This is a genomic window from uncultured Ferrimonas sp. (assembly GCF_947489035.1).
Taxonomy (GTDB): Bacteria; Pseudomonadota; Gammaproteobacteria; order Enterobacterales; family Shewanellaceae; genus Ferrimonas.
In genome coordinates, this window is record NZ_CANLCI010000002.1 from 1 (window position 1) to 18,169 (window position 18,169).

General features: G+C 56.6%; 11 protein-coding genes and 2 tRNA genes. 9 read left to right on the plus strand and 4 right to left on the minus strand.

What is annotated here, in order from left to right:
- The 7 genes from Q0796_RS01260 to Q0796_RS01290 all read left to right on the plus strand — a co-directional run.
- On the plus strand, nt 1-4,281 hold a 4,281-nt coding region (locus Q0796_RS01260; protein ID WP_298439446.1), incomplete at its 5' end, for a VCBS domain-containing protein.
- Nucleotides 4,282-4,291: 10 nt separating this feature from the next.
- Complete coding sequence (locus tag Q0796_RS01265; protein WP_298439448.1) at nt 4,292-6,430, plus strand: type I secretion system permease/ATPase; 2,139 nt, start codon at nt 4,292-4,294, stop codon at nt 6,428-6,430.
- Nucleotides 6,427-7,809 carry an HlyD family type I secretion periplasmic adaptor subunit gene (locus tag Q0796_RS01270; protein WP_298439450.1) on the plus strand — a complete coding sequence of 461 codons (1,383 nt, stop codon included), beginning with the start codon at nt 6,427-6,429 and terminating at the stop codon, nt 7,807-7,809. The genes Q0796_RS01265 and Q0796_RS01270 overlap by 4 nt, the downstream gene beginning before the upstream one ends.
- A gap of 37 nt (nt 7,810-7,846) precedes the next feature.
- Nucleotides 7,847-9,166, plus strand: coding sequence for a TolC family outer membrane protein (locus tag Q0796_RS01275; RefSeq protein ID WP_298439452.1), 1,320 nt, complete (start codon nt 7,847-7,849; stop codon nt 9,164-9,166).
- A gap of 12 nt (nt 9,167-9,178) precedes the next feature.
- Complete coding sequence (locus Q0796_RS01280; protein WP_298439454.1) at nt 9,179-9,772, plus strand: OmpA family protein; 594 nt, start codon at nt 9,179-9,181, stop codon at nt 9,770-9,772.
- A 55-nt stretch (nt 9,773-9,827) separates the two neighbouring features.
- Nucleotides 9,828-10,472, plus strand: a complete 645-nt coding sequence (locus Q0796_RS01285; protein WP_298439457.1) for a transglutaminase-like cysteine peptidase — start codon at nt 9,828-9,830, stop codon at nt 10,470-10,472.
- A 4-nt stretch (nt 10,473-10,476) separates the two neighbouring features.
- On the plus strand, nt 10,477-12,444 hold the full coding sequence (locus tag Q0796_RS01290) for an EAL domain-containing protein (RefSeq protein ID WP_298439459.1): 1,968 nt from the start codon (nt 10,477-10,479) through the stop codon (nt 12,442-12,444).
- Between the two features lie 162 nt (nt 12,445-12,606).
- Here the strand turns inward: Q0796_RS01290 and Q0796_RS01295 are convergent.
- From Q0796_RS01295 to rep, 3 genes are all read right to left on the minus strand, one after another.
- Nucleotides 12,607-12,682: transfer RNA gene (locus Q0796_RS01295), tRNA-His, on the minus strand.
- 38 nt (nt 12,683-12,720) lie between these two features.
- A tRNA-Arg gene (locus Q0796_RS01300) sits at nt 12,721-12,797 on the minus strand.
- Nucleotides 12,798-12,981: 184 nt separating this feature from the next.
- Nucleotides 12,982-14,994, minus strand: a complete 2,013-nt coding sequence (gene rep / locus Q0796_RS01305) for a DNA helicase Rep (RefSeq protein WP_298439462.1) — start codon at nt 14,992-14,994, stop codon at nt 12,982-12,984.
- A gap of 346 nt (nt 14,995-15,340) precedes the next feature.
- On the opposite strand from rep, the gene Q0796_RS01310 reads away from it, so the two are divergent.
- Together Q0796_RS01310 and Q0796_RS01315 are read left to right on the plus strand one after the other, a co-directional pair.
- On the plus strand, nt 15,341-15,580 hold the full coding sequence (locus tag Q0796_RS01310) for an accessory factor UbiK family protein (RefSeq protein WP_298439464.1): 240 nt from the start codon (nt 15,341-15,343) through the stop codon (nt 15,578-15,580).
- A gap of 4 nt (nt 15,581-15,584) precedes the next feature.
- Nucleotides 15,585-16,034, plus strand: coding sequence for a GNAT family N-acetyltransferase (locus Q0796_RS01315; protein WP_298439466.1), 450 nt, complete (start codon nt 15,585-15,587; stop codon nt 16,032-16,034).
- A gap of 121 nt (nt 16,035-16,155) precedes the next feature.
- On the opposite strand, the gene betT is transcribed toward Q0796_RS01315, so the two are convergent.
- On the minus strand, nt 16,156-18,141 hold the full coding sequence (gene betT, locus Q0796_RS01320) for a choline BCCT transporter BetT (RefSeq protein WP_298439468.1): 1,986 nt from the start codon (nt 18,139-18,141) through the stop codon (nt 16,156-16,158).
- Between the last annotated feature and the right edge of the window lie 28 nt (nt 18,142-18,169).

An 18,169-nucleotide genomic window follows, 5' to 3' on the forward strand; every position in this document is an offset into this window, starting at 1 on the left:
GACGTACTCGACGGCACCCTCACCGCCACCGACGTCGATGGCGACGCGCCAAGCTTCAACGCCAACACCATCAACGATCCTTACGGCACCTTCGTGGTCAACGCCGACGGCAGCTGGACCTTCGACTTGGCCGACAACGACACCGTTGATGCGCTGACTTTGGGTCAGGAAGAAGTTCGTGAGTTCACCGTTACCTTAAGTGACGGCAGCACCACCACCGTCACCATCACCATTACTGGTACCAACGACGCCCCGATTGCACGGGCAGACAATTACGACGTCAACGCGACGCAATCGGTGACGCTGGATCTGCTCGCCAACGACACTGATATCGATAGCCCGGCCACGGATCTGCGCATCGTCAGCATTGATGGGGTATTGCTCACCGGCGCGGCGCAAGTGATTGTGCTGCAAGATGGCAGCGGTACCGTCAACATCGATGACGCGGGCAACATGCAGTTCACCCCAGCCGATGGGGTGGAAAACGAGATCAGCTTCGATTACGTCATCAGCGATGGCGACAAAACCGCCAGCAGCACCGTCACCATTGATGTGAATACCGTTAACGCCGAAGACGACGGTGAGGCCAGCGGCAGCTACCAAGCCAGTGCCGATTTCAGCAATGGCGTCACCATTCCGCTGGACGGTAACGGCCAACCGCTGTTTACCATTGAGGCCATCACCATTGATGCCGATGGCAATCCAGTGACCGGCACCATTTCAGAAATCGCCGGCTCTGGCATTGGCGTCGGTGGTTCAATTCGCGACAGCGGTCAGGTAGAAGATCAGATTGAATACGATCCGGACACCGGCGAATCAGAGCAGCTGAAGTTCGTCTTTAATGAACTGGTGAATCAGGTCGATTTCAGCGTGGCACGTTTATTTGCTGACGAGAATGGCGGTGAGAAAGGGGCGTGGAAAGCTTATTACAACGGCGAATTAGTGGCGTCGGGTACCTTTGAAAATATCAGTGGTACCAGTGGCGATTTCTCTATCGATACCGGCGACATTGTGTTTGATACCTTGGTGTTTGAAGCGGCGCCAAACGACGTGGCCAATGGCGATTCCTCCGACTACGTGCTGACCTCCCTCAACGCCACTGGCGCTGATCTCGGCGAAGGCACCATCATCGCCGCAGCGGATGAGGCATTAATCATCAATGACCCAGCCACTGGCTTGCTGGCCAACGACAGCGACGCTCAAAACGATGCCTTTAGCATCAGCGCCATCAATGGCCAAGCGATCAGCAACGGCACCGTAGTAACGTTGGCCAGCGGTGCGCTGCTGACCATTTACGCCGACGGCACCTACCAATATGATGCCAATGGCGCTTTCGACCAGCTCGCCGCAGGTCAGGTGGCCGAAGACAGCTTCGAATACACCATTACTGATGAGCATGGCGCCCAAAGCAACGCCGATGTCACCATCACTGTGATTGGCACCGACGATCCAGTCACAATCGCCGCACCAGGTGCAACACTGGATGACGACAGCCTCAATACCCCAGTTGATGGCAGCTTGACCCTGTCTGCACCGGATGGTTTCAACGGCTTGAGCATTGGTGGAACGGCAATGATTGATGCCGACGGCAACATCATCAGCAGCTATCAAGATCAGTACATTAAGTTGACCATCACTGGCTTTGATGCCGACCGAGGTGTGGTTAATTACAATGTTGAGCAGTTGCAGCCATACCCTCACGCCAACGGTAGCGACAGCACCATCATCAACCTGCCGATCACAGTAACTGACAGCGACAACGACAGCAGCACCATTGATCTGCCGCTCACCATTGGTGACAGCACCCCAACCACGCAGCCAATCAACGACGTTGATTACCACCACGGCGAAGGAGTGCAACAAGGCCAATGGCAGTTTGATTTAGGCGCTGATGGCCAAACACCACAGGCAGACTTTATCGATGTACTGCTCAGCAACGGTGCCGATTTGAACGGCATAACCATAAGCTCCGAAGCCATCTATGACGGCAGTGGTAGCTACCTTGGCGAGCGCCTAACTGGCACCAACGATGGCGGTGACAAGCTGTTTGAACTGACCATCGGCAGCGATGGCCAATATCAGTTTGAAGCTTTCGAACAGCAGTACCAGTTCGACTTCGCCGCCAGCCCAATCAACAACTTAGTAAGTTCTGAACTGTACGCCAGCCAAATTACTGGTAGCGACGATGTAGACATTCGCTTCAGCTCTGCCACCAATGCGAACGTCAATTATCGTGATGGCGACGGTATTGGCGTTGGCGGCTGGGGCAGCGCTAATGACTTCGGTAACAATGAAAAACTGAACTTGGCGTTCTTCAAAGGTCAGCAATCCAACAGCACCGCCCAGCTGATCAATGCCATCACTATCGCAGTGGTGATGAGCAACAGCACCGAAGCAGCAACCCTTGAAGTGGCAGTCACTGGCGTCGATGCCGATGGCAATGTGATCACTAAAACCGTCACCGCCTTTGTCGATGCCGATTCCGATCAAATCGTGCTCAATGGCGACGACCTTGGCATGGAAGGGATCAGCGCCATCGAGTTAAGCCACCAGAGTGGCGGCGACCTGTTGATAGGCAACGTCGAGGTTGACGTTCAACCGCAGTTTGAACTGGATGTGGAGATTGGTGTTACCGACAGTGATGGTGACCGGAGTCAAACCGAACTCAACATTGAAGTGGGTCGCCAGACGGGTGATTTTGAAGTGGGATCGGGCAATGATGACCAAGGCGACGATACCGATCATACCGTCGGCGATGATAAAGGTGGCATCGACGGCAGCGACAACAGCGACGTACTGATTGGCGATCCAGGCGGCTCGGTTTCGGTCGAAGTGCCACTGGATTACAACTACGTGGTGATGATCGACAGTTCTGGTTCACTTAGTGACGCTGAACTGGCCGAGATGAAAGATGCGATAATCAGCATGTTGCGGCAGCTGGCAGCTCACGATGGCACCGTAACCGTTAAGCTAGTCGACTTCGACACCGTATTTAACAACAACGCCAACGGCGACACCGAGTTTACTTTGACGGGCGCTGCTAGCGAGCTGCAAGCTGCCATCGGCTACATCAATAGTATTGATAATACCTCTGATAGAGAGCTGGATATTGGCTGGACCAACTACGAAGCAGCCTTCATCGAAGCCAACAGTTGGCTGGAAACGCACCCTAGTAACGTGACCACCGAGAGCCACGCCATCTTCATTACCGATGGCCGACCAAACGCCTACGTCAACGACGATGGTACCGTCAACTCCGGCACCAGCTTCCTAGACGCATGGCAGCAACTGGTGGGTGGCGATGGCAGTGACGAACTCACCAAACTAAAAAATCTAGTGGACACGCTGCAAGCGGTCTCCATTGGCCTGGAAGCTGGCAGCGTACTTGCCACTGGCACCAATTTAGTGGGGGACAGCAACAACGATGGGCAGCTCACTACCGAAGAGCTGATGAACTACATCGACAGCCGCGGTGCGGCGCAGATCATCGACAATACCGGCGATCTAGAACAAACCCTTGGCGCCATCATTGATCAAAACTTTGCCACCCTCGGCAAGGACACCATCAACGGCAATGGCGGCGATGACATTATTTTCGGCGACAGCCCAAATACTGATGTTTTAGCAGCGCTAATGAATATCGACAGTGACGCACTGCCTGTCGGCTCTGGCTGGGAGGTGTTCGCCCAGTTAGAAGCGGATCCGAGCAACGGCTGGGATCGGGAAGACACCCTCAGTTACATTCGCTCTAATCATCAGATTTTGGCGCAAGAGAACACTTCAACCACCGGCAACGTTCGTGGCGGCGGCGACGATACCCTCGATGGCGGTTTAGGAGATGACATCCTTTATGGCCAAGAGGGCGACGATCTCCTCATCGGTGGCCTTGGCAGCGACATCCTCAGCGGCGGCGAAGGCAAAGACACCTTTGTCTGGCAAGACGGCGACGCCGATGGCAGCACCGATGTGATCACCGACTTCGACGCCTTCGATAAGCTCGATCTGTCTGAGCTGTTGATCGGCGCAGACGACAGCAACATCGCTGACTACTTATCCGCCACCTCGCAGGGTAACGACACGGTAATTACCATCGACAGCAACGGTTCTGCGGCCGGAGGTGATACACTGCAAATCGTACTGGAGGGAGTCGATACCACCATTGATCAGCTAGTTAGCGATGGTGCCTTGGTGATCACAGCCAACGACAGCAGTACGTCGAGCGCAGGGGTAAGCAGCGTAACCATGCCACTGCCAACTCGACCGGAACACGATCTGCCATAGGAAGGATGAGATGACAGATAGCAGTGCGGCGCAACTGAGCGCCGCCGACAGCCCCCTGTTGGACGGTTTATTGTGGCTCGCGGATTTCTTCGAGCTCAGTAACAACCGTGCCAGCATCACCGCTGGCCTGCCGCTGCCCGGTGGCGATCTGCCGTTGTCGCACTTTGCCGAAGCCGCCCAACGTGCGGGCCTCAGCAGCCGTCGCTTGCAGCTCGATTTGGCGCTGCTCGATAGCAGCGCCCTGCCCTGCGTGCTGGCCATTGATGGCATGGCACCCACGGTGCTACTGCGACTGGACGACAGCCAAGCGGTACTGCTGGATCCCCTGTCTCACGGCGAATTAGTGTGGCAACGGGCTGAACTCGACAGCCGCTATCTGGGTCACGCCATCTTGGTCAAGCCCGCCTACCAGCCAGATCCACTGATTGATGGCTTGGAAGCCCCCCAGGCTCACTGGTTTTGGGGGCCGCTGAAAAACGCACGCTCGCTCTACCGCGATATTGTTTTAGCCTCGCTGTTGATCAACCTGTTTGCGCTGGTGTCGCCGCTGTTCATCATGAACGTCTACGATCGCATCGTCCCCAACCTGGCCTACGATTCGTTGTGGGTCTTGGCCGCTGGCGCTGGCATCGCCTTTGTGTTTGATTTGGCGCTAAAACAGGTGCGCGCCAGCCTGATTGATTACGCCGGTAAGCAAACCGATCTGGCGGTTTCCCGCACCCTGTTTGCCCGCATCATGGGCATGCAGTTACAACACAAACCCGCTTCGACCGGCGCCTTAGCACGGCAATTTGGTGAGTTCGATTCGGTGCGCGAATTCATCGCCTCCACCACCATCACCACCTTGGTCGATTTGCCGTTCTCACTGCTGTTTTTAATTCTGATCGGCTGGCTCAGTGGCCCCTTGGTGTGGCCGCCACTGATCGCCATTGTCATCATGGTGATCATCACCGCCAGCTTGCAAAAGAAGATGGCCGAAGCCAGTGCCGAAGCCCAGCGTTTTGCGGATCTGCGCCACGCCCACCTGTACGAATCAATCACCGGCCTGGAAACCATCAAAAGCAGCGGCGCCGAAGGCGGCATTCAGTACACCTGGGAAAAGATGCAGGCGCACAGTGCCCAGTGGCAGATGCGCAGCCGCAAACTCACCAACTTTGCCAGCAACGTCTCTGCCTTTATCGTCCAAATCACCGCCATTGTGACCGTAATTTTAGGGGTCTACAGCTTAGAGGCGGGGCTGATCTCCATGGGCGGGATCATCGCTGCGGTGATCTTAAGCAGCCGCGCCATCAGCCCGATGTCGCAACTGATCGGCTTGCTCAGCCGCGCCCATAACGTCAAAGGCACCATCGACAAGCTGGAACAGCTGATGAACCTGCCGCAGGATCACGACGCCCAAAAACACTACCCAGATCTGGGCAAACTGAGCGGCAAGATCAGCGCCGACAACCTCAGTTTCAGCTACCCAGAACAGCCAAGCCCCACCCTAAAAGAGCTCAGTTTCACCCTGCCGGCCGGCAAACGCTTGGCGATCATCGGCCGTAACGGCTCAGGCAAAAGCACCTTAGTGAAGATGCTGTTGGGCTTTTTACGCAGTGAACACGGCGGGCTGCGTTTGGATGGGTACGAGCTCAATCAGCTACACAGCGCCAGTTTGCGCCAACAGATAGGTTACGTGCCGCAAGACATTCGCCTGTTCCATGGCACCATCCGCGACAACATCGTGCTGGGTTGCCGTAACGTCAGCGACGCTCAACTCAGCCAAGCGGTTGAACGCTCTGGGGTTGGCTTATTTACCAACTTCGATGGGGAAGGGCTGAATCGCCAAGTGGGCGAATCGGGGTTGGCGCTGTCGGCTGGGCAACGGCAAGCGGTGGCCTTAGCGCGAGCGCTGCTGAACGATCCGCCGATTTTGGTGCTGGATGAACCCAGCGCCAGCCTCGACGCCCGCGCCGAGCTGCAATTTATTCGCACCATTAGCCAGCTGCCGAAAGACAAAACCATCTTATTGGTTACCCACAAGCAGCCACTGATGGAGCTGGTGGATCAGGTGATGATCTTAGAGCGAGGGCGCATGGTCGCCTTTGGCCCACGGCAGCACGTACTGGATCGACTCAAGCAGGGCAAAGCCCCAATGGAGGCCAAATGAATCCAGCTCAAGCCAGCAAATACGATTGGGATGACGAACTGCTGTTCCACCCACCGGTGTACAAGCGCAAATTGGTGTGGGTGCTGACTGCACTGATCCTCAGCTTGCTGGTGTGGGCCAGCCTTAGCACCTTAGATGAGGTTACCCGTGGCCAAGGCAAGGTGGTGCCCTCGTCCCAAGTGCAGGTGATCCAAAGTTTGGATGGCGGCATCATTGAAGAGTTGATGGTGCGCGAAGGCATGTTGGTTAGCCAAGGCACACCACTGCTGCGGATCGACGCCACCCGCTTCGCCTCGGATCTGGCTCAGCGAGAACAGGAAACCCTCAACCTGCAATTTGGGGTGTTTCGCCTGCAAGCGCAGCTGGCCAGCGTGCAGCTGGGGCAAGCCACCCAACCGCAAGGCGATAGCATCAATTGGCAGCAACAGTTGCAGCTCAAACCCCAGCAGTTGTCGTTGCCTGCCCCCTTGGCCAGCGCCTACCCCGAGCTTGCTAAACAGCACCGCGCCGACTATCAGCATCGGCTCGATCAGTTGCAAAACCAACTGTCGATCCAAGCGCAAGCCATTCATAAAAAAGAAAATGAGCTAAAAGAGCTGGCAACGCGTTTGAAAACGCTGGGGATCAGCTTACAGCTCGTTAAACGGGAATTAGAGATCACCAAGCCGTTGGAAGAGCGTGGCATTGTTTCTGAAGTTGAGCTGATCAAACTGCAGCGCCAAGCCAACGACGCCAGCGGCGAACTGGCCTCGCTGCGGCAAGTGCGGCCCTCGCTGCTGCTGGAACGCGACGAAGCCGTACTGAAACGGCGCGAAATCGCCCTGGCTTTTTTAAGCGAAAGCCAAGCGGAATTTAACGAGATGAGCGCCCAACTGGCGCGGCTCAATGAAGCCAACGTTGGCGCCCAAGACAAGGTCGATCGCACGCTGATCCTGTCGCCGGTGGCAGGCACGATTAAGTCATTAAACATCAATACCTTGGGCGGGGTAGTTCAGCCTGGGGAAGATCTGATTGAGATTGTGCCATCGGAAGACAAACTGCTGGTGGAAGCGCAGATCGCCCCCAAAGACATCGCCTTTTTACGGCCGGGATTGCCCGCCACCGTGAAAGTCACCGCCTACGATTTTACCCGCTACGGCGGCCTCAACGGCGTGGTCGAGCACATCAGTGCCGACACCATCACCGATGAAGAGGGCAACAGTTTTTACGTGGTGCGGGTTCGCACCGACAGCAATCGGCTCGGCAAAGCAGAAGCGCCGCTGCCAATCATCCCCGGCATGATCACGTCAGTCGACGTGTTGACTGGGGAAAAGAGCGTGCTGGCGTACCTGTTAACGCCAATCTTACGCGCCAAAGCAAACGCGCTCCGCGAGCGCTGATTATTTAACGCATTTTTCCTTCAAAGGATGGAATAGGATGAAAGTTCTTGCACCAATGGTGGTGTTGATCTCCAGTCTGTTGGCGGCCCACGCAGCCGCCACCACACTGGAACAAGCGGTGGCCCATACGCTGGATACCAACCCGCAGATCCGCTTTAACTTTAATCGCTTTAAGGCGTCGGAAGAGCAGGTAAACCAAGCCAGTGGCGGCTACCTGCCACAGGTGGATCTGCACGCCAGTTACGGTTACGACTGGGCAGACACCCGCACCGGTCGCGCCAGCGGCGATCACGCCCTCGAGCACGATCCCCGCGTTGCTGGCATTACCATCTCGCAGCTGATTTTCGATGGCTTCCGCACCCCCGGCGAAGTGAAACGGCTGGGCTTTGAAGCCAGCGCGGAACAATGGACGCTGTTCAGCGCCGCCGAGGACATGGCCTTAACCGTCGCCCAGCGCTACATCGCCTTACTGGCTGCCACCCAGCAGCTCGAACTGGCGGATCATAACTTGGATAACCATAAGCAGATCCACGACAAAATTCGGCAGCGCGCGGATTCTGGCTTAGGCAGCAGCGCCGATTTAGCCCAAAGCAACGGCCGCTTAGCGCGCGCAAACTCCAACCGCATCGCCGCTTACAACAACCTATTGGATAGCCAAACCCAATACCTGAATGTGGTGGATCGCCTGCCGGATGAACTGATCATCCCAATGCCGGATCACGACATGCTGCCCAGCGATCTCAACAGCGCTTTAGCCAGCAGCAGCGATCACCCATTGCTGAAAAGCAGCCGCTTTGATGTCGAAGCCGCAGTGCAGCAACGCCGCGTAGCCAAAGCCGAGCACTACCCAACGGTCTCGCTGCGCGTGGATGGCAACTGGGGCGAGGATCGCAACAACCAAACCGGCCACAACAACGACGTTAGCGCCACCTTAGAGATGCGTTACAGCTTGTTTGCCGGTGGGTCCACCCAAGCCAATGTTCGCAACGCCGCCTACCAATTGGGCTCGGCCAAATCGGTGCAAGAACGCGCCAACCGCGACGTGATTGAAGGGATGCGCCTGTCGTGGAACGCCTACGAACAGCTGGGGTTACAAAAGGGGTTTATTCGCCAGCACGTGGAAGCCAGCAAAGAAGCGCAATTGGCTTACAGCGAACAGTTTCGTTTAGGCCAGCGCAGCTTGCTGGATCTGCTCGATACCGAAAATGAGCTGTTCCAAGCCCGCCAAGATTACGTGCGCGCCGAGATGGACGAACTGCTGGCCAAATACCGCGTACTGAACGCCAGTGGCCGCTTGTTGGATTCCCTGCGGATCACCCGCCCGCCCCAATGGGCCGCCGAGCACGACAACCAATAAGGACCAATGCCGATGAAAAAGTCAGTTTTGATCGCCGTACTGGCCGCCTTAGGCGGTTGTGCCAGCGAACCGATCTCCGATTGGCAGCACACCAAACAGCTGCATGATTTAAGCGACATAGACAAAGATGGCGTCATTGTGGCGCGGGAAGATTGCGTTGGCACACTGGCTGGTGCCAATGTCAACAACGTTGGCTGTGGCGACGTGAATCAATTTACCGCCCGCCGCGATCTGAAGGTGTTGTTCCCCAACGATTCCAACCACATCGACAGCCGCTACTACCCAGAGATTGAAGCGGTGGCCGAATTTATGGCGCAGTACCCCGGCAGCACCGTGACCATCGAAGGTCACTGTAGCCGCGTCGGTGGCCGCGACTATAACCTGAGCCTATCGGATAAACGCGCCGCGGCGGTGCGACAAGTATTAATTGAGCAGTTCAGCATTGAGCCCGAACGGGTTAACTCGATAGGTTACGGCTTCGAACGCCCAATCGATCCCAGCAATGATCCGCTGGCCCACAGCCGCAACCGCCGCGTTGTGGCTGAAATGGCCACCAAAGACAGCAGCGCGGCCATGCGCTGGAACGTCTGGAGCGTAGGTCGCTAACGCGCCTGTGCCCCGTCATCGCGTGCGCCGTTGTATTTCCACGCTGCTGCTGATCATGGCGGCCATCACCGCCGTGATGGCCGCCAATCCCGCCACGCCGCCAGAGCACCAACTGCAACAGCAACAGCGGCTGCTCGACCGCTATGGCGACCAAGCGGCGCTGCGTTATCGGGCTTGGCGCAAGCTGCTGCTGACCCAACAACAGCAAACCCCAATGGCCAAGGCCGAGGCGATCAACACCTTCTTTAACCAGTTTCGCTTTGGCAACGACAGCACCATCTGGGGCCAGAAAAACTACTGGGCCACGCCAATGGAGTTCATCGGCTTAGCCTACGGCGATTGTGAAGATTTTGCCTTAGCCAAGTACCTGTCGCTGCAGATGTTGGGGCTGGCCGAGCAGAGCCTGCGGCTGGTGTACGTGAAAGCCACCCAGCTGAATCAATACCACATGGTGGTAGCCTACTACCCAACCCCGCAAAGCGAACCGTGGATCTTAGATAACCTCAATGGCAACATTGTTAAAGCCAGCAAACGCCCGGATCTCAAACCCATTTTCAGTTTCTCCGGCGACAAATTTTGGCTTGATGGCGCCAGTGGCAGCCGCCAAGTGGCCAACCGGCCGGCGTTAAGCCAATGGACCCAATTTAGCCAACGGCGCCTGCGCGGGCAGATGAACCTGCCGCCCTACCTCAAGGACTAGAGCCATGACCCTCTATAAGCAACTCTCCACCTTTATCTTCTCCATCTTCGTGCTGGTGGCGGTTGGCTTGAGCTGGGGCCAGCTGAACGAAGCCCGAGGCTTTTTGTATCAACAGATGCAATCGGAGCTGAACAACTCCAGCCAAGCACTGACGCTGATGTTGCAGCCGTCGATGGAGCAAGCCGATAAGGTGGCCGCCGAAGCGCTGATCACCGCCATGTTTGAAGGCGGGCTCTATCAAAGCATCCGCTTAAAATGGCTGGCCGACGACAGCGAACAAACCTGGTACAACAACCACGTTGATGTGGCGGTGCCCAGCTGGTTTCGGCAGCTGCCCTTGTTTGAAACCCCCAGCCGCAACACCACCATCATCAGTGGCTGGCTGCAGCTGGGCGAGCTAGAGATTGTCGCCCACCCCGGTTATGGCTACCGCCAGATCTGGCACAGTTTCATCACCAGTTTGATCATTATCTCGCTGATGTTGGTGCTGATGTTAACCCTCGCCAAGTGGGGCTTACGGCGCTTATTGGCGCCGCTGCAACAGGTTCAACAACGGGCCGAGCAGGTGGCCAAAAAGCAATTCAGTGCGCCGATGGTCGAACCCAAAACCGCCGAGCTGGCGCAGTTAGTACGCAGCATCAACTCGATGGAAAGCCAGCTGCAGCAACAGTTTGCTGCCCATAAAGAGCAGGTCAGCAGCTTGCAGCAATCGCTGCTGACCGACGCGGTCTCGAAGCTGCCAAATCGCCAGTACATCGTTAGCCGCTTAAGCAGCTGGCTGCAAGAGCCCAGCGATGGCGCCATCGCTCTGGTGCAGATCCCACTGCTGGAGCAAGTACGGCAGCAGTTTGGTTATCAGTTACGGGATGAATTGATCGGCCGCTTGGGCACCGAATTAGCAGAGCTTGGCAGCGGCTTTAACACCACCGCCAGCCGCATTAGCGCCCATGAATTTTTGTTGCTGGCACAGGATCTGGAGCCCACGCAGCAGCATCAATTAACGCAACAGCTGCAACAACTGCTGCGCCGTTTTGAGCAAAGCTGTGGGCTGGCCGAGCCACAACCTTGCGCCATCGGTGCCGTCAGTCGTCAGCAAGAACACGACAGCCAACAGCTGCTGGCCCAAGCCGACCAAGCGATGCGCCAAGCGCAGCTGCAAGACAAGCCGCTGTGCTGGTTTGCCCAGCTACAACAGCAACCTACCAGTGTCGAACAATGGCGCACCCTGCTGGACGATGGGTTGCAGCAGCGACTGGTGCTGTACCGTCAGCCGGTCTTAGATTGGCACAGCCAAACGCCACACCATTACGAACTGTTTGGTCGCATCCAGTACCAAGGGCAAGAATTTCACGCCGGGCAGTTCTTGCCATATTTGAATATGATCGATCGCGGTGAAGCCTTTGACCGCGCCTTGATTGAACAGGTGATCAACACCAAGGCGCTGCGCCAAAGCGAGCAGCCACTGGCGATCAACCTCACCGCCGCCGCAGTGAACACCCCAAGCTTCCAGCTGTGGTTGATCGAACTCTTAAGCCAGCAGCGTTACCCGCTGCAGTTTGAAGTCAGCGAACAGCTCGCGGTCGGCGGCAGTGCCGCGCTAACTCAGTTACGACGACAGTTAGGTCAGCTGGGCTATGGCTTTGGCATCGATCACTTTGGTCGCGAGCTGGCGTCGCTGGATTACTTGCAGCAACTGAGCCCCGATTACGTGCGCTTGGATCACGCCTTTGTGGCCAACGACAACGAGCAAAACCGCCAGCTCAGCCGCGCCTTGTGCTTAACCGCCCAAGGCTTGCAGATCCAGGTGTACTTGGCTGGGGTGCAGATGCAGGAACAACTGGCGCCGTGGCAAGCGTTGCACCTCAGCGGTTATCAGGGCTTTATTCAGCCACCCAAGCGTTTGGAAGCGGCGCTTATTGCCGCAGAGCTGTCCCATCAAGGGGTGGCCGACAGCGAACACAACGGCCGTTAACGCGGGCAAGCGCCCAAAATGCGCCTTGCCGCAGATGCAACAAAGCCGCTGTCGTAACAGCGGCTTTGTTGTTCTTTGGCTTGGCGGGATCCGCAAGGCCGATCGGGTTTGCCAAACTGCAGACGCGAAAAAGCCGCTCATTGAGCGGCTTTTTCTAAATAGTGGGGTGGCTAACGGGACTTGAACCCGCGACAACCGGAATCACAATCCGGGACTCTACCAACTGAGCTATAGCCACCATCGAACTTTTTGTTATCGAACCATCTAACGCGCAAATGGCGCGCCCAGAGGGAGTCGAACCCCCGGCCTCACCCTCCGGAGGGGTGCGCTCTATCCAGCTGAGCTATGGGCGCGTTCCTTAACGGCGGCTATAATACTCAGCCGCCCCTGCCACGTCTACGCCAAATCCAATAAATTTGACTGAATGAGCAATTTTTAACTAACCCGCGCAAACAAGCAACGACTTCCGTGGCCATTGTGCGGAATTTGCACCAATTATCAGCGCACAAACCGGTGCCAAGCGGAACCGCGCCCGATTTACTTATTCAGCATCGCCCGCAACGCGGCAATGTTGGTTTTGCCTTTGCTGTTGCGCTGCTCGGCGGTGGCCGGGGCTTTGCGTTCTTCCCACTCCAAATCGTCTTGGGGCAGCTCCAGCAGAAAACGGCTTGGCTCGCATTTGATCTGCTCGCCATATTGGCGCCGCTCTTTGCACAGGGTGAACATCAGCTCCTGCTGGGCACGGGTAATGCCCACGTAAGCTAAGCGGCGCTCCTCTTCCACGTTGCCTTCGTCGATGCTGGATTGGTGTGGCAGCAAGCCTTCTTCTGCCCCCACCAGAAACACATAGGGGAACTCCAACCCTTTAGAGGCGTGCAAGGTCATCATCTGCACCTGATCCAGCTCCTCGTCCTCGTTAGAGCGCTCCATCATGTCGCGCAGGGTGAGCCGCGTGACCACCTCTTTCAAGGTCATCGGCTCTTCCAGATCGTCGCCCTCCACCATGGCGGTGATCCACTTATACAGCTCCGAGACGTTTTTCATCCGCATCTCTGCCGCCTTGGGGCTGGGCGACGTGTCATAGAGGAAGTCTTCGTAGTTGATCTGCCGCACCATGTCCCGCAGCGCCGCAATGGTGTCACCGCGCTCGGCCCGATCCCCCAGCTCCACCAACCAACGAGCAAAGATCATCGCCGTTTGTGCCGCTTGCGGTGGCAGCCGCTGTTCAATTTCAGGATCGAAACAGGCGGCAAACAGGCTGATCTGTTTGCGGTTAGCCAAGTGGCCAATTTTTTCCAAGGTGGCTGGGCCCATGCCCCGTTTCGGCACGTTGCAGATCCGCAAAAACGCGTTGTCGTCGTCGGGATTCACCAGCACCCGCAGGTACGCCATGATGTCTTTGATCTCGGCGCGGCTGAAGAAGCTGGTGCCGCCGGAGATTTTGTAAGGGATGCGGTTGGTCATCAGCGCTTTTTCAAACAGCCGCGACTGGTGATTGCCGCGATACAAGATGGCGTAATCTTTGTACTTGGCGTGGTTGATGAACTTATGCCGGATCAAGGTGGCCACCACCCGCTCCGCTTCGTGATCGTCGTTGTTGGCGCTGATCACCTTAATCGACTCGCCGTACTGCAAGTTGGCGCGCAGGGTTTTGTCGTACACGTGGGGGTTGTTGTCGATCAGGATGTTGGCCGCTTTTAAGATGCGGCCACAGGAGCGGTAGTTCTCCTCCAGCTTGATCAGCTGCAACTGCGGGAAATCTTTGCCCAACAGCACCAAGTTTTGCGGCTTAGCCCCCCGCCAAGAGTAGATCGACTGATCGTCGTCCCCTACCACGGTAAAGCGGGCGCGCTCCCCCACCAGCAACTTAACCAGTTGATACTGACTGGTGTTGGTGTCTTGGTACTCATCCACCAGCAAGTAGCGGATGCGGTTTTGCCAGCGTTCGCGCACCTCTTGGTTTTGCGCCAACAGCAGCGTTGGCATCATGATCAAATCATCAAAATCCAAGGCGTTGTAAGCCACCATGTGCTCGCGATAACGGCTGTACATCTCAGCTTGTTCGCGCTCACCGGGATCCCGCGCCAAGGCGATGGCTTTATCCGGCATCACCAAATCGTTCTTCCACTGGCCAATGCGGCTGGTCAGTTGCTGCAGCAGGTCTTTGTCGTTGTCGTACTCATCTTCGGTCAGCTCCTTCAGCAGCGCCAACGAGTCTTGATCGTCAAACAACGAAAACCCCGGCTTGAGCCCCAACACCTTGTGTTCACGGCGAATGATGTCCAGCCCCAAGGTGTGGAACGTCGAGATCCGCAGGCCCCGCGCTTCGCCCTTGCCCAAACTTTGAGCGATACGCTCGCGCATCTCCCGCGCCGCTTTGTTGGTAAAGGTCACCGCGGCAATGTGCCGTGCTTGGTAATCGCACTTTTGGATCAGGTAGGCGATTTTATTGATGATCACTCGCGTTTTGCCCGAGCCAGCGCCAGCCAGCACCAAGCAAGGGCCTGACACATACGTAACCGCTTGCTGCTGAGCGGGATTGAGTTTCATCGACAGTTCCTACCTAATTGCCTGTTATCGGAGGCGCATTCTAGCGAAAAAAGCACTTTGGGCGCAGCCAAATGTTTGCCCGGCCATGCCAAGGCTCGGCGCGCCGCCCAAGCGCCGTCAGTTCAAGCCGCAGGCTGAGTATGGCTCAGTGCCGCCAACCCTTGAGCCACGGCCACGGTACAGCACGTTCGCCGCGGCCCAATAGCGAGCCCGCCAAGGGCTAAGTTAGCAGCCCAAAGCATTGGAAACGACTGACTTATTCCGCGATGTGCTCGGCACAGATTGCAGCTCATCTCGGCGCAGCAAGTCTGCTACCATAGCCAAAACATCACTGTGAGATTGAACCATGTTACCTCCACAAAAACTGGAACAGCTGGCCCGTCAATTGGCCGACAACCTGCCACCGGGCCTCAAAGCCGGTGCCGATGATTTTGAACACAAGGCGCGCACGCTGCTGCAAGGCCAACTGATGAAGTTGGATCTGGTTAGCCGCGAAGAGTTCGATCGCCAAACCGCGGTGCTGGCCAAAACCCGCGCCATGGTGGAACGCTTAGAAGCCCGCTTAAACGAGCTGGAAAACAAGTAAGCTGATGGCGTGCTGGCAGCGCGAGGGCTATCGAGTCAGCACCGATCCCGCCGAGCTGGATCGCGCCATGGTGCACCGCTTTTTAAGCCAAGAGGCTTACTGGTGCCAAGGGATCTCGGCCGCGGTGGTGGATCGAGCCATCGACCACTCATTGTGCTTTGGCTTGTATCAGCAGCAACGTCAGCTGGGGTTTGCTCGGCTGATCACCGATCACGCCACCTTCGCTTATTTGGCCGATGTGTTTGTGTTGCCCCATTGCCGGGGCCACGGGTTAGGCCGCTGGTTGCTGCAATGCGTACACGCTTACCCTGGGGTGGATCAATTGCGGCGGCTGTTGTTGGTGACCGCCGATGCTCATCGGCTCTACCACCCCCACGGTTACCAAGCGCCGGATCAGCCCGAGCGAATATTGACCCGTCATCGCACCAACGCCTATCGCCCCAAAACGCCATAAGCGTCACCGGCAGTCGGCAGTCGGCAGTCGGCAGTCGGCAGGCACCACCGCAGAAAAGGGCGAGCACCCAGTCAAAAAAAACGGCGTCCAAATGGACGCCGTTTTTGTTGCTTAAGCGCTGTTAATCTTCGCGCACAAGGTGCAAGAAGTGCAGGTGCTTTTCGTACTGATCAAGAATGTCACCCAGTACCTGCTCACGGCTCCAGCCCATGATGTCGTAATCCTGACCGCCTTCGGTCAAGTGCACTTCAGCACGGAAATATTTGCTGGCGTCGTCGTCGCTGGTGTCGCCCATCACAAAGGCGGGACGCACGTACGGACGCGGGCGTACTTGGTATTCAAAGTCGTGCTCATCGCCAAGGGCAACGCGCAGGGCAATCCAGTTGCGATCGCTGTTCGACTTCACTTCCACGTCAACGCCCTGCTTACGCAGTTCGGTGGCCACCATCTCCATCGCGCCATTGATGGTTTCATCAATAAAGCGGTTCACGTGGCCACGACGCGGGAACTGCATCATGTTACGTAAGCGACGTTCCCACGGCACTGGGTTACGGGTAACCCGTGGCGCCAAGTTGGTTTGCTGCAGACTGTCTTTCTTCTGCACATCCACCTGCAACGCCTTTATCAAGCCGTAACTGGCGGTCAGCAGCACAATCGAGAACGGCAAGGCGCTGGCGATGGTGGCGGTTTGCAGCGCCGATAAGCCACCGGCCATCAGCAGCACCACGGCCACTAAACCGATGGAAGCGGCCCAGTAAATGCGCTGCCACAGTGGGGTTTTGTCGTTACCGCCAGAGGCCAGCATATCGACAACCATCGAACCGGAATCCGCCGAAGTAACGAAGAACACCACCACCATCAACATCGCAATGGTCGACAGCACTTCAGAGAACGGGAACTGCTCTAGGAACACAAACAGTGCCAGCGACGCATCTTGGCTGATCGCCTCTGAAATGGTGGTTAAGCCTTGGTGGTAGATCATCTCGATGGCGCTGTTACCAAACACGGTCATCCACGCCAGGGTGAAACCGGCTGGCACAAACAATACCCCAGACACGAATTCACGGATGGTACGACCGCGAGAGATGCGCGCAATGAACATGCCCACGAATGGGGACCAAGAGATCCACCAACCCCAGTACAGCAAGGTCCAGCCGCCCAGCCACGTTTTTGGCTCGTAGGCGTACAGGTTAAAGGTTTTCTCGACGATGTCGCCGATGTAGCTACCGGTGTTTTGCACAAACGCTTGCAACAGCAGTACCGTTGGCCCCATCACCAAGATCAGCGCCATCAACAGCAGCGCCAAGCCTAAGTTCAGTTCCGACAACCGACGAATGCCTTTGTCCAAGCCCGACACCACCGACAGCGTTGCCAGCGCGGTAATGCCGATGATCAGCATCACCTGAGTATCGGTGCCCACGGCAACATCAAACAGGTAGTTCAGACCCGCATTGACCTGCAACACGCCGTAACCCAGCGAGGTGGCCACACCAAACACGGTCCCCAAGATGGCAAAGATGTCCACCGCGTGACCAGCCCAACCGTAGATGCGGTCGCCAATCAGTGGGTAAAGCGCCGAACGCAGGGTTAATGGCAAGCCGTGGCGGTAACAGAAGAACGCCAAGATCAGCGCCACAATGGCGTAGATAGCCCAGGCGTGCAGACCCCAGTGGAAGAAGGTTAACTTCATCGCTTCGCGGGCGGCTTCAATGGTGCCAGAGTCGCCCACAGGTGGGCTCATAAAGTGCATCACTGGCTCGGCCACGCCGAAGAACATCAAGCCGATGCCCATGCCGGCAGAGAACAACATGGCGAACCACGAGCCATAACTGAAATCAGGATCCGCGTGATCCGGGCCTAATTTAATCTCGCCATAACGTGACAAACCAAGGTATGCCACCAACATCAGTATCAATGCCACTGCTAGGACATAGAACCAACCGGCATTGGTAATAATGCTGCTTTGTAATTCGGAGATCTGTGACGCCGCCACATCAGGAAAAAGGGCGGTATAGCCAACAATGGCCAAGATAAGTGCGGTAGCACCGCAAAAAACGGGAAGGTTTAACACATGTTTCTTTTGTGGAGATGCTGGCGCATCACTCATAGATCCTCCATAGCCGAACAACGCTGTA